Raw genomic sequence first — 13146 nt, forward strand, 5'->3', positions numbered from 1 at the left:
ACTCTGGAGGACCGTCTTACCTGGTAGCGGGGACAGGATTCGAACCTGCGACCTCTGGGTTATGAGCCCAGCGAGCTACCGAGCTGCTCCACCCCGCGTTGCTGTAAGCACAACTATACGCGGACTCCGAGGGGCCTGCACACCACCCCCCTGTACCTGTCCTGACCTCGCAAAAGGGCCGGTTGGCGGGTTGATCGGCAGAGGCCGGTCGGCACCGTCGCACGGCCGCGAGGCCGGCCGGTATGCCCCAGCGGGTCAGCAGGCGTATCCGATGGTCAGTCTCGGCGCCGAGTCACCTTGGTCGGGTCTCTTACGAAATGCGGAGCGCAGACGCCCGAAAACGACTCGTGTTCGAGTGCGGTGGACGTTCGGTGCCCAGCGTGCGGTTTCGTCGGGCAGCATGGCCGATGTGCGGACGGAACGGATTCGGTCATGGTGGGGCTGGGGCTGGCAGGACGCGGCGGTCGGTGAGGCGGAACGCGCGGGGCTCGTGGCCCGGCTGCCTCCGCATTGGGTCGCCGACCCGCTGCCTATCCCGGATATCGACGATCTCGAGCTGCGAGCGCCGCGGGTGCGCCCGCCCGGCTCGCTCGCTCGGCTGTGCACCGTGCATCCGCACGTGCGGGCCGCGCACACCTATGGAAAGGCCTACCGGGACGTCATTCGCGCGCTGCGCGGTGAGCTCGACGCCGCGCCGGACCTCGTCGCCTTCCCGGAGTCCGAGGAGCAGATCGTCGACCTCCTCGACTGGGCGGGGGAGGAGAATGTCGCGGTGATCCCCTACGGCGGCGGCAGTTCCGTCGTCGGCGGCGTGGAGTACCGGGGGGACGGTCACGACGCCGTGCTCTGCCTCGACCTCACCCGGATGGACCGCGTGCTCGAGGTGGACCGCACCTCCCGCGCCGCGCTCATCCAGGCGGGCGCGCTCGGCCCGGTCCTCGAGAGCCAGCTCGCCCCGCACGGCCTCACGTTGCGGCATTTCCCGCAGAGCTTCGAGTTCTCCACCCTCGGCGGCTGGCTCGCCACCCGCGCCGGCGGCCACTTCGCCATGCGGCACACGCACATCGACGACTTCGTCGAGTCCCTGCGGGTGCTCAGTCCGAGCGGCACCACCGAGAGCCGGCGGCTGCCGGCCTCCGGCGCGGGGCCGTCACCGGATCGGCTGTTCCTCGGCTCCGAGGGCACCCTCGGCGTGATCACCCAGGCGTGGCTGCGGTTGCAGGATCGTCCGGTGCACAAGGCTTCCCGCGGCGTTTCCTTCGGCGACTTCGGGTCGGGGCTGGAGGCAGTGCGCGCCATCGCCCAGTCCGGCCTGGATCCCAGCAACTGCCGGCTGCTCGACGAGGCCGAGGCGGCGATCAACACCGGCCGGGCCGACGGCCGTGCGGTTCTGGTGCTCGGCTTCGAGTCGGCGGTCCATCCGGTCGACACCGCGCTCGTCCGGGCGGTCGAGATCGCCGAGGCACACGGCGGCACGGCGGAGTCGAGGTCCACTCAGGACTCGGTCGGCGGCTGGCGGTCGGCGTTCCTGCGGATGCCCTACGTCCGCGACGCGCTGGCCCGTTCGGGCGCCATAGTGGAGACGTTCGAGACCGCTTGCACGTGGCGGACCGCGGCGCAGCTGTGCGCGACCGTCCGATCGGGTGTGCTGGCCGCGACGGAGGAGGTCTGCGGCGAACCGGGCGTCGTGACGGCCCGCGTCACACATGTTTACCCGGATGGAGTAGCGCCGTATTTCACCGTCATCGCCCGCTCCCGGCGGGGCGCCGAAGTCCAGATGTGGGACCAGATCAAGGCCGCGGCGAGCGACATCCTGGACCGGCTCGGCGCCTCGATCACCCACCATCACGCGGTCGGCCGGGACCATCTTCGCTGGTACGAAGCCCAGCGGCCCCATGAGTTCCACAAGGTCCTTCGCGCTGCGAAGAACTCTCTGGACCCACGCGGGATCCTCAATCCCGGCGTACTGTTCGACTAGAACCCCGCCTGGCGGCGCCCAAAAGGGGCGATCAGCCACAGTGGACAGATATCCGGGCCACTGTGGACACCGGGGCTGCTTCGTGGCACGGTGGAGAGGTGTCTGAACTGAATGCAACCGCCGCGGCCCTCCTGGGCCTGCTGCACGAAGGCCCGGCGACCGGTGGACAGCTCGTCTCCGCCGCTCGCGACCGCTTCGGATCCTTCTTCAGCGTCACCCGGAGCCAGGTCTACCGCGAGCTCCCGGCGCTGGCCGACGCAGGCCTCGTCCGGCTCGGCAAGCAGGGTCCCCGCTCGAGCCAGCAGTACCTGGTGACGGCCGCCGGCAAGAAGGCGTTCAAGTCGTGGCTCGGCAGCGAGCCCGGCCCGGATCACCTCCGCAGCCCGCTGATCCTGCGACTGGTCCACGCCAACGCGTTGACCGCGCGGCAGCGCTCGGCGCTGATCGAGTCCGCCAAGAAGGTCTACGCCGAGGAGCAGGACGCCGCCAAGGCGGCGGTCAAGGCGGCCGAGGACCCCTACGCCAAGGCCGTCGCCGAGTTCGGCGTCGCCCGGGCTCGGGCGGTGCTCAAGCTGCTCGACTCCATTCCGGTGTCCTGACCTGGGTCTCCTGAGGACGAGACGGCCGGGTTCACGTAGCCTGTTTTGTCGTGAACCCGGACGTCGCAGCTGACCTCAATGATTTGTCCGACACCCTCGCCAGCGTCGAGGCGGTGACGGACCTGGCCGCCCTGCGTGTCCAGATCGCCGATCTGGAGCAGCAGGCCGCCCGGCCGGACCTGTGGGACGACCCGGAGTCGGCGCAGAAGGTCACGAGCCAGCTCTCGCACAAGCAGAGCGAGCTGCGCCGCCTCGAGGAGCTGCGCCAGCGCCTCGACGACCTCAGCGTGCTCTACGAGCTCGCCGAGGAGGAGGGTTCGGCCGAGGAGATCGCCGGGGCGGACGGGGAGCGCGCCAAGCTGCGCACCGACATCTCCGCCCTCGAGGTCCGCACGCTGCTGTCCGGCGAGTACGACGAGCGCGACGCGCTCGTCACCATCCGCTCCGAGGCCGGCGGGGTCGACGCCGCGGACTGGGCCGAGATGCTGATGCGCATGTACCTGCGCTGGGCGGAGCGGCACCACTACCCGGTCGAGGTCTACGACACCTCCTACGCGGAGGAGGCCGGCATCAAGTCGGCCACGTTCAAGGTCACCGCGCCCTACGCCTACGGCACCCTCGCGGTCGAGCAGGGCACCCACCGGCTCGTGCGCATCTCCCCGTTCGACAACCAGGGCCGCCGGCAGACCTCGTTCGCCGGCGTCGAGGTGCTGCCCTTCGTCGAGGCGGTCGACCACGTCGACATCCCGGAGAAGGACATCCGCATCGACGTGTTCCGCTCCTCGGGCCCCGGCGGGCAGAGCGTCAACACCACCGACTCCGCGGTACGCATCACCCACCTGCCCACCGGCATCGTCGTGTCCTGCCAGAACGAGAAGTCGCAGATCCAGAACCGGGCCGCGGCGATGCGGGTGCTGCAGGCCAAGCTCATGGAGCGCCAGCGCCAGGAGGAGCGGGCCGAGATGGACGCGCTCAAGGGCGACGGCGGGTCGAGCTGGGGCAACCAGATGCGCTCGTACGTGCTGCACCCGTACCAGATGGTCAAGGACCTGCGCACCGACTTCGAGGTCGGCAACCCGAGCAGCGTGCTCGACGGCGACATCGACGGGTTCATCGAGGCCGGCATCCGCTGGCGACGTACGCACGCCGCCTGAGGTTCACCCGGTTCGCCGAATCCGCGCCGATTCCGCGCCGAACCCGAGGGCGTGTTGAGCCGAGCGGTACGGGCCCGCCGCTGACCGCCGGGAACGTGCCGCTGGTCGCCAGACCCTGCCAAGGCAACGGGTCGGTAACGGGCGGAGGTAGACTCGCGCCTCGTGATCCGGCTCGAGCACGTATCGAAGGTGTACAAGACCTCCACGCGACCCGCTCTGGAGAACGTGTCCGTCGAGGTCGACAAGGGTGAGTTCGTCTTCCTCATCGGCGCGTCAGGCTCCGGGAAGTCCACCTTCCTGCGCCTGCTGCTGCGCGAGGAGGTGCCCTCCAAGGGCCGGGTGTACGTGGCGAACTTCGACGTGGCCCGCATGGCCCGGCGCAGGGTCCCCCGCCTGCGCCAGTCCATCGGCTGCGTCTTCCAGGACTTCCGGTTGCTGAACAACAAGACGGTGGCCGAGAACGTCGCCTTCGCACTGGAGGTCATCGGCAAGCCCCGCAACACCATCCGCAAGGTGGTGCCCGAGGTGCTGGAGCTGGTCGGCCTGGAGGGCAAGTCGGCACGCATGCCGCACGAGCTCTCCGGTGGCGAGCAGCAGCGGGTGGCCATCGCCCGCGCGTTCGTCAACCGGCCACTGATGCTGCTGGCCGACGAGCCGACCGGAAACCTCGACCCCGACACCAGCCAGGACATCATGCTGCTGCTGGAGCGGATCAACCGCACCGGCACGACGGTGCTGATGGCAACGCACGACCACTCGATCGTCGACTCGATGCGCCGCCGCGTCGTCGAGCTCGACCTCGGCCAGGTCGTTCGCGACGACTCACGCGGCGTATACGGCGTCGGCCGTTAGCATCCGAGCGCCGCAAACCCCCGACTGCCGAAACCCCGAGGACTACTTCCCCCGATGCGTGCCAGCTTCGTGTTCAGCGAGGTCCTGACCGGCCTCCGGCGCAATGTGACGATGACCGTCGCGATGATCCTCACGACGATGATCTCGCTCGCCCTGCTCGGCGGTGGCCTCCTCGTCGTGCGGATGATCGACAAGACGCAGGCGGTCTACGAGGACAAGCTCCAGGTCAACATCTATCTCACCAACGACATCAGCGCGAACGACAAGGGCTGCCAGGCCGAGCCGTGCAAGAGCCTGCGCGCGGACCTGGAGAACAACCCCGCGGTCGAGTCGGTGCAGTACGAGAACCGCGACCAGGCCTACAACCGGTTCAAGCAGATCTTCGAGTCGCAGCCCGAGCTGGTGAAGCTCGCGCGGCCGGAGGCGCTGCCCGCGTCGTTCAACGTCAAGCTGGTCCACCCGGACCGGCCGCAGGTCATCACCCAGACCTACTCCGGCCGGGTCGGCGTGGACTCCGTCGCCGACCAGAGCGAGTTCCTGCAGAAGTTCTTCGACGCGCTCAACGGCGTCCGGAACATGACCTTCGCCGTCGCGCTGGTGCAGGCCGTCGCCGCGCTGCTGCTGATCTCCAACACGGTGCAGGTCTCGGCGTTCACCAGGCGTACCGAGGTCGGCATCATGCGGCTCGTCGGCGCCACCCGCTGGTACACCCAGCTGCCGTTCCTCCTGGAGGCGGTGGTCGCCGGCCTTGTCGGTGCGTTCCTGGCCATCGGTCTGCTCGTCGTGCTGAAGGAGTTCTTCCTCGACAGCGTCCTGGCCGGACCCTTCGCCGCCGGCGTGGTGAGACCCGTCGACGGCCTGGACATATTGCTCACCGCGCCGTGGCTGTTGCTCACCGCGATGGGCATCTCCGCCGTCACCGGCTACGTGACGCTGCGCCTGTACGTGCGGCAATAACCGCTCGCCCGAGCACGTAGAGTTGTCGCCATGTCGAAGGAACGTGGCCACAAGGTGATCGTGTCGAACCGCAAAGCGCGGCACGACTACACGATCCTGGACACGTACGAGGCCGGGATCGCGCTCGTGGGCACCGAGGTCAAGTCGCTGCGCGAGGGCCGGGCGTCCCTTGTGGACGCGTTCGCCACGGTCGACGACGGCGAGGTGTGGCTGCGCAACCTGCACATCCCCGAGTACGTGCTCGGCACGTGGACCAACCACACGCCGCGGCGCACGCGCAAGCTGTTGCTGCACAAGGGCGAGATCCTGCGGCTCATCGGCAAGACCCGGGAGAGCGGCCTGTCGCTCGTGCCGCTGTCGATGTACTTCAAGGACGGCAAGGTCAAGGTCGAGCTGGCGCTCGCCAAGGGCAAGAAGGCCTACGACAAGCGCCAGTCGCTGGCCAAGCGCGACGCCGAGCGGGAGATGACCCGGGCCGCCGGGCGGGCGGCCAAGGGTCGCTGGTGATCGCGCCGCCCGCGTCGGACGCGGACGTCCCGCGGTTCGTCGCCGACCTCGGCCTGCCCGGGCTCGTCGACATGCACGTGCACTTCCTCCCCGACTCGGTGCACCGCAAGGTGTGGGCGTTCTTCGACCGCGCGGCGCAGGAGTACGGCACCGAGTGGCCGATCCACTACCGGCTGCCGGCGCCCGAGCGGCTCGAGATCCTGCGCGCACTCGACGTCCGCACGTTCGCGCCGCTGGTGTACCCGCACAAGCCGGGCATGGCGGCGTGGCTCAACGAGTGGGTGCGGGACTTCGCCGCCGACACCCCCGGCGCCGTGCCCACCGCGACGCTGTTCCCGGAGCCCGGGGTGGCCGGATACCTCACCGACGCGCTCGACGCCGGCGCCCGCTGCGTGAAGGCCCACGTGCACGTGGGTGCCTACGACCCGCGCTCGGAGCTGCTGGACCCGGCGTGGGGGCTGCTCGCCGAGGCCGGCGTGCCGGTGGTGGTGCACTGCGGGCACAGTCCCGTGCCGGGGGAGTTCACCGGGCTGGACGTGTTCGGCGAGGTGCTGCGGCGCCACCCCCGGCTGCTCGCCGTACTCGCGCATGCCGGCTCGCCCGAGTTCCAGCCGGCGCTGGACCTGGTCGCCCGGTACCCGAGGGTGCACATCGACACCACGATGGTCGGCATCCCGTTCAACTGGGGCGACGCGATGCTGCCCGGCGACTGGCCCGCGCGGCTGGTCGACGTGGCCGACCGGGTCGTGCTCGGCACCGACTTCCCGAACATCCCCTACGAGTACGCCACGCAGCTCGCGGCCATCGCCGGCTGGGCGGCCGCGGACGACCGGCTGGGCGAGCCGTTCCTGCGCGCCGTGCTCTTCGACACACCCAGCCGGCTCCTGGCCCTGCGTTAGCTGGTGCGCTCCGCAAGCTCCGCTCACAGCGAACACGCTGCGGAAACATCCTGAGCCATTTCCGGGTTGAGCTGAACAGACTCAACTTTGGAGGGTGAACTCATGGCAGAGTCGTTGACGCTCCCGGTGCTGCCGCTGGACGACACGGTGCTGCTGCCGGGCATGGTCGTGCCGATCAGGATGGCCGGCACAGACGGGACCGAGGCCCGCGCCGCGGTGGAGGCCGCGCAGGCGGTCGCCGGGTCCGGGGACAAGCCGCGCGTGGTGATGGTGCCGCGGCTCGACGGGAAGTACGCCCGGGTGGGCGCGCTGGGCGTGGTCGAGCAGGTCGGGCGGCTGCCCGGCGGTGAGCTCGCCGCGGTCGTGCGCGGCACCGAGCGCGTGCGCATCGGCACCGGCACCACCGGGCCGGGCGCGGCACTGTGGGTGGAGGCCGAGGTCACGCCCGTGCCGCCGGTCGACGAGCGCGCCCGCGAGCTGGCGAAGGAGTACAAGTCGCTGGTCATCACCATGCTGCAGCAGCGTGGTGCGTGGCAGGTGGTGGACTCCGTCCAGCAGGAGGACGACCCGTCGGCGCTGGCCGACATGGCCGGGTACGCGCCGTACGTGTCCGAGACGCAGAAGGTGTGGCTGCTCGAGACGGCCGATGTCGCGCTTCGGCTCGAGAAGCTGCTCGAGTGGGGCCGGGACCACCTGGCCGAGCTGGACGTCGCGGAGACCATTCGCAAGGACGTCAAGGAAGGCATGGAGAAGCAGCAGCGGGAGTTCCTGCTGCGCCAGCAGCTCGCCGCCATCCGCAAGGAGCTGGCCGACCTGGACGGCAAGCCGGAGTCCGAGGAAGAGGATTACCGGGCCCGTGTCGAGGCCGCCGACCTGCCCACGAAGGTGCGCGACGCCGCCATGTCCGAAGTGGACAAGCTGGAGCGGACCTCCGAGCAGTCCCCCGAGGTGGGCTGGATCCGCACCTGGCTCGACACCGTGCTCGAGCTGCCCTGGAACAACCGGACCGACGACGCCTACGACATCGTGGGCGCGCGCGAGATCCTCGACGCCGACCACTCCGGGCTCGACGACGTGAAGGACCGCATCATCGAGTACCTGGCCGTGCGCAAGCGGCGCGACGAGCGGGGTCTCGGCGTGGTCGGTGGCCGGCGCAGCGGTGCCGTGCTGGCGCTCGCGGGCCCGCCCGGGGTCGGCAAGACCTCGCTGGGCGAGTCGGTGGCGCGCGCCATGGGCCGCAAGTTCGTGCGGGTGGCGCTGGGCGGCATCCGGGACGAGGCCGAGATCCGCGGGCACCGGCGCACCTACGTCGGGGCGCTGCCCGGCCGGATCGTGCGGGCCATCTCCGAGGCCGGCTCGATGAACCCGGTCGTGCTGCTCGACGAGATCGACAAGGTCGGCGCGGACTACCGGGGCGACCCGACCGCGGCGCTGCTCGAGGTCCTGGACCCCGCGCAGAACCACACGTTCCGCGACCACTACCTCGAGGTCGAGCTGGACCTGTCGGATGTCGTGTTCCTGGCGACGGCGAACGTGATCGAGTCGATCCCGGCGCCGCTGCTGGACCGCATGGAGCTCGTCCGGCTCGACGGCTACACCGAGGAGGAGAAGGTCACCATCGCGCGGGACCACCTGCTGCCGCATCAGCTGGAGCGGGCGGGCCTGACCGTCGACGAGGTGTCGCTGGCCGACGACGCGCTGCGGCTGATGGCGGGGGAGTACACCCGCGAGGCCGGCGTGCGTCAGCTCGAGCGGTCGATCGCGCGGGTGCTGCGGAAGATCACCGCGCGGCTGGCCCTCGGGTCGGTCACGCTGCCGATCGCCATCGGTGCCGGTGACCTGCGTGACTACCTCGGCCAGCCCAAGCACACGCCGGAGTCGGCGGAGCGGACGGCTGTCCCCGGGGTCGCGACGGGCCTGGCGGTCACCGGTGCCGGCGGAGACGTGCTCTTCGTCGAGGCGTCGGTGGCGTCCGCGGAGTCCGGGGCCAAGGGTGTGACGCTGACGGGTCAGCTGGGCGACGTGATGAAGGAGTCGGCGCAGATCGCGCTGTCGTACCTGCGCTCGCACGGCGACGTCCTCGGCGTGCCGGTGGGCTCGCTGTCCTCGCAGGGCGTGCACGTGCACGTCCCGGCGGGCGCGGTCCCGAAGGACGGCCCGTCGGCAGGCGTCACGATGACCACGGCGCTGGCGTCGCTGCTGTCCGGCCGCCCGGTGCGGTCCGACGTGGCGATGACCGGCGAGGTCTCGCTGACGGGCCGGGTGCTGCCGATCGGTGGGGTGAAGCAGAAGCTGCTGGCCGCCCACCGAGCCGGCATCACGACGATCGTGTTGCCTGCCCGGAACGAGCCGGACCTGGAGGATGTGCCGGAGTCCGTGTTGTCGGACCTGACGGTGCACCTGGCGAGTGACGTTCGGGAGGTGCTGGAGGTGGCTCTGGCTCCGGCCGCCGCCACCGCTGCCACCGTCGCCGCCTGACCCAACTGAATTGGACGACGCCCTCGCCGGTTCTCGGCGGGGGCGTCGGGTTTGTCCTGTCCCTAGCTGCGTTCCAGGAAGGTCAGCACCGCACGGACCCGTCGATGTTCTTCCGCGCTCGGCTCCAGGCCGAGCTTCGAGAAGATGTTGCCCACGTGCTTCTCCACCGCGCCGTCGGACACCGTCAGGGACTTCGCTATCGCCACGTTGGTCAGGCCCTGTGCCATCAGGCCCAGGACCTCCCGCTCGCGTGGGGTGAGCACGTCGATCGGGTTTCGGCGGCCTCTTGCCATCAGCTGGGCGATGACCTCTTGGTCGATGCAGGTGCCGCCGCTCGCCACGCGGTGGACCGCGTCCACGAACTCCGCGACATCGGCCACCCGCTCCTTGAGCAGGTAGCCGACCCCGCCGGCGCCGCCGGACAGCAGCTCCACCGCGTAGCGCTCCTCGACGTACTGCGAGAGCACCAGCACCGGCAGACCGGGCTGCTGCTCCCTTGCCCGCAGCGCGGCGCGCAGGCCTTCGTCGGTGAAGGTCGGTGGCATGCGCACGTCGACGATCGCCAGGTCTGGGCGGTGCTCGCTGACCGCGACCAGCAACCCGTCACCATCCTCCACCGCGGCAACGGTCTCGATGTTCTCGTCGGCCAGCAGTCGCTGGAGCCCGGCACGCAGCAGTACGGAGTCCTCCGCGATCACCACGTGCATGGCAGGTCGGCCCTGATTACTGTCGGTCCCCCGATGGGGCTCACCACGGTCATCACACCGTCAATCGTGGCAGCCCGGTCGGCGAGGCCCGACAGGCCACCACCGGAACGCATCGACGCACCGCCATGGCCGTCGTCGGTGATCTCGACGACCACCAGGTCGCCGCTCGGGCGCTCCTCGCGCCAGGCGTTGACCTTGGCCTCCGTCGCGCCGGAGTGCTTGGCGACATTGGTGAGCGACTCGCCCACGATGAAGTACGCCGTGCTCTCCACCGCGGCCGGCGGGCGCGGCTCGATCGCCACGTGCACCTCGACGGGGATCGGGCACTTCGCCGCCAGCGAGGACAGCGCCGCGTCCAGCCCGCGGTCGCCCAGCACCGCCGGGTAGATGCCGCGGGCCAGGTCGCGCAGCTCGGCGACGGCCAGCTTGGCGTCGGCGTGCGCCTCGTCGATGAGCGCCCGCGCCGTGTCCGGGTCGGCCTCGAGCTTGTTCTTGGCCCGGCCGAGGCCCATCGCCACGGCGACGAGACGCTGCTGGGCACCGTCGTGCAGGTCGCGCTCGATGCGCCGGCGCTCGGCCTCGGCCGCGTCGACGCCGCGGGCCCGGGACGCCTGCAGGTGCTCGGCCTTCTGCGTGAGCTGCTCGTTGGTGTTGGGCCCGAGCAGCGCCTTGGCCAGCATGATGTGCAGCGCCGCGATGACCGGCAGCACGAACACGCCGACCGGCAGGATGACGATGCCGACGATGGCCATCGGGAGCTCGAAGACGTGCAGCGGGAACGAGAGCATCAGGTAGGCGATGTTGCGCCACATCTGCGGGTTGATCAGCCGGTTGAGGTAGCGGCGCCAGAACGAGCCGGTCTCGTCGAGCTCGATCTGCGGTGTGGGGATGTGGACGTTGAGCATGCCGCGGATGAGCCGGCGGTTGGCCCCCGCGAGCCAGGAGACGACCTTGGTGAGCAGCAGCAACACCGCCAGCCCGATCCACACGACCAGCGTGCTGACGCCGGCCGAGAAGAGCGTGACGATGAGGATGAAGGCGAGCACGCTGAGCGGGAAGCCGGCCAGCATGAAGCCCGCGGCGCGGAAGCCGCGCTTGACCAAGGTGGGGCCTGGCTCGTCGTCGACCGTGCTGACCGGTGCGGATGCCACGGGGACAGCATCCCCGGTGGGTGCCTCGGACACCAGGTAGAGGGGTGCCGGCTCCGGGCTGGTCATCGCGACACCGGCCGGTAGCTCGCCTGCGTCGGGTGCGGCCATTCGGTGCTCCAGTCGATGGCGCCGGCGGTGTTGAGACCTTCCAGCTTGGAGATGCGCCGCTCGCTCGGGCCGAGCAGGGCGCGGGCGTAACGAGCGTGCAGGACGCCGAGAGTCCTGGTGAGCGCGATGGTGACGGCGAGGATCAGCACGCCGAGCGCGGCCCAGGGGAGGGTGGCCGGCCACGAGTCGACCTCGAGCACCGGCTGGTTCCACACTTCCGGGCGCCACGAGGCGGGCAGCCAGGCCCAGTAGACCGGGAGCAGCGTGAGCCACAGGCTCGACGCCCAGAAGGCGACCATGAGCGTGAACTCGGCGATGCCGATAGGCAGCAGGACGACGCAGTAGGTCATGTCCTTCCAGGTGGCCGGGTCCTTGACGCGGGTGCTCCAGCGCTTGCCGCCGCGCTCGGGCAGCGGCTGGTACGGCGTGGCGATGTACGTGCCCAGCATGGCGTGCACCCGAGCCCGCTCGACCTGGGCGAACCCGCGCCAGGCCAGCATCGAGACGGCGAGCACGGCGACCCCCACCCAGATGATGGCGGTACCCAGGCCCACCGACAGCGAGGTGACGACGAACACGAACGAGGCGATGCCGATGGGCAGGTTCATCACCAGGTACGCGGCTGAGCCAAGCAGGGTGGGGTTCGGGCGGGTGCCGTCGCGCTCGGTGGTCATCGGGTCTCCTTCGAGTTTCTGTCGCAGGACCAGGATGGCCGCAGGGGCGGGGGGTCGGCCATGGGGTACGCCGCCGAGTCGGGGGTGGGGCTATCCCTACCTTGGGCTGGGGTTTGCCGTGGTTCGAGGAAACCGGGATGATCCTGGGGCGGTTGGGCGTTATCCTTGACGGGAAGTGCCCATGACTAGGGGGTGAACGGTTTCGACTCTGGACGTTGCTTCAGGGGAAGCGTGCAGGTGCAGGCGGATGGCCACCTCAAGCGTCGCCGCAAACCAATATGCGCCAAGGTTAATTCCCAGCGCGACGTCGCTCTCGCTGCCTAAACAGCCAGAGTGATGTCTGTCGGCCCGGGGTCGCCTCCGACCCGGTTCGCCGGCATCAGCTAGGAGGCTTACCGCCGCAGGTCGGCCGCGGATCTACGGCGGGACATTTACAGCGGCTGGGCCCGTCACACCGGCTTGTTCACGTGACCGGTGGGGCCGAGTAGAGGCACAGTGAACTGCGCACGGAGAAGCCCTGGAAAGGCGGCAGAGGACCCGGGTTCGATTCCCGGCACCTCCACCAGAGCGGTTCTACTTGAACCCTGACCCGCAAGAGACAGGTCAAGCAGCTCCGCTCCGGTCAATTCCGACCACGCAACCCCGTCCTCCTGGACGGGGTTGCTGGCGTTTGGGCCGCTGATTCCCCCACCTACTGCGGCCGGTGTGTGGCTGAGCCGTTCGGCTTGGATGACATCGCGTACGGCCTCGGCCAGCTCGTGTCCGGTGATCTGGTCGCCGTCTATGAACAGCTTGGTGAAGATGATCTTGTTCATCGCTCGCTTCAGGCTGGTGCCACCGTTGTCGTAGAAGGTGCGCGGGTCGCGGAGCAGTGCGAGCGCGGCGAGGAAGAAGTCTCGTCCGGCCGTCAGGCGGGACGTGGCATCAGCCAGCTGTCCCGCAATCTCGTCCCGCTCAATCTGGATCGCGTCGAGCTTGCGGCGGAGCTTCTCTCTGGGCCACCCCGCGGAGCCGACCAGTTCCAGGTACTGGTCTTCCTTCGTGCTCAGTTCGGCCAGGCGCTTGGTCAGCCGCTTCTTCAG

At 69.8% G+C, this 13146-nt stretch carries 11 protein-coding genes, 1 tRNA gene and 1 other RNA gene; 9 read left to right on the forward strand and 4 right to left on the reverse strand.

Annotation, left to right across the window (positions count from 1 at the left end):
- Window positions 1–21: 21 nt before the first annotated feature.
- Window positions 22–98: transfer RNA gene (locus VGD70_RS16900), tRNA-Met, on the reverse strand.
- Window positions 99–400: 302 nt separating this feature from the next.
- Here VGD70_RS16900 and VGD70_RS16905 point away from each other — a divergent pair.
- The 8 genes from VGD70_RS16905 to lon all read left to right on the forward strand — a co-directional run bounded on the left by VGD70_RS16905 (window position 401) and on the right by lon (window position 9424).
- Window positions 401–1978 carry an FAD-binding oxidoreductase gene (locus tag VGD70_RS16905; RefSeq protein ID WP_331082423.1) on the forward strand — a complete coding sequence of 526 codons (1578 nt, stop codon included), beginning with the start codon at window positions 401–403 and terminating at the stop codon, window positions 1976–1978.
- 98 nt (window positions 1979–2076) lie between these two features.
- On the forward strand, window positions 2077–2577 hold the full coding sequence (locus VGD70_RS16910; protein ID WP_331082424.1) for a PadR family transcriptional regulator: 501 nt from the start codon (window positions 2077–2079) through the stop codon (window positions 2575–2577).
- A gap of 50 nt (window positions 2578–2627) precedes the next feature.
- Window positions 2628–3731 (forward strand): peptide chain release factor 2, encoded by a 1104-nt coding sequence (prfB, locus tag VGD70_RS16915; protein ID WP_331082425.1) that lies wholly within the window; start codon window positions 2628–2630, stop codon window positions 3729–3731.
- Window positions 3732–3893: 162 nt separating this feature from the next.
- On the forward strand, window positions 3894–4583 hold the full coding sequence (gene ftsE / locus VGD70_RS16920; protein WP_331082426.1) for a cell division ATP-binding protein FtsE: 690 nt from the start codon (window positions 3894–3896) through the stop codon (window positions 4581–4583).
- A gap of 54 nt (window positions 4584–4637) precedes the next feature.
- A complete protein-coding gene (gene ftsX, locus VGD70_RS16925) occupies window positions 4638–5540 on the forward strand; it encodes a permease-like cell division protein FtsX (RefSeq protein ID WP_331082427.1) in 903 nt (300 codons plus the stop codon).
- Window positions 5541–5570: 30 nt separating this feature from the next.
- Entirely contained in the window at window positions 5571–6047 is a 477-nt protein-coding gene (gene smpB, locus VGD70_RS16930) for an SsrA-binding protein SmpB (protein ID WP_331082428.1), read from the forward strand.
- Window positions 6044–6946: an amidohydrolase family protein gene (locus tag VGD70_RS16935; RefSeq protein WP_331082429.1), complete on the forward strand. Its 903-nt coding sequence runs from the start codon at window positions 6044–6046 to the stop codon at window positions 6944–6946. Before smpB ends, VGD70_RS16935 begins: the two co-directional genes overlap by 4 nt.
- A gap of 102 nt (window positions 6947–7048) precedes the next feature.
- Window positions 7049–9424, forward strand: a complete 2376-nt coding sequence (gene lon, locus VGD70_RS16940; RefSeq protein WP_331082430.1) for an endopeptidase La — start codon at window positions 7049–7051, stop codon at window positions 9422–9424.
- A 62-nt stretch (window positions 9425–9486) separates the two neighbouring features.
- Here the strand turns inward: lon and VGD70_RS16945 are convergent, their stop codons facing one another.
- From VGD70_RS16945 to VGD70_RS16955, 3 genes are all read right to left on the reverse strand, one after another.
- A complete protein-coding gene (locus tag VGD70_RS16945) occupies window positions 9487–10131 on the reverse strand; it encodes a response regulator transcription factor (RefSeq protein WP_331082431.1) in 645 nt (214 codons plus the stop codon).
- Window positions 10119–11201, reverse strand: coding sequence for a sensor histidine kinase (locus VGD70_RS16950; RefSeq protein ID WP_331082433.1), 1083 nt, complete (start codon window positions 11199–11201; stop codon window positions 10119–10121). Before VGD70_RS16950 ends, VGD70_RS16945 begins: the two co-directional genes overlap by 13 nt.
- A gap of 143 nt (window positions 11202–11344) precedes the next feature.
- Window positions 11345–12064 carry a sensor domain-containing protein gene (locus VGD70_RS16955; protein ID WP_331082432.1) on the reverse strand — a complete coding sequence of 240 codons (720 nt, stop codon included), beginning with the start codon at window positions 12062–12064 and terminating at the stop codon, window positions 11345–11347.
- Between the two features lie 188 nt (window positions 12065–12252).
- Here VGD70_RS16955 and ssrA point away from each other — a divergent pair.
- Window positions 12253–12629: a transfer-messenger RNA gene (gene ssrA, locus VGD70_RS16960) on the forward strand.
- Window positions 12630–13146 lie beyond the last annotated feature (517 nt).

This window comes from Actinophytocola sp., assembly GCF_036402745.1.
Taxonomy (GTDB): Bacteria; Actinomycetota; Actinomycetes; order Mycobacteriales; family Pseudonocardiaceae; genus Actinophytocola.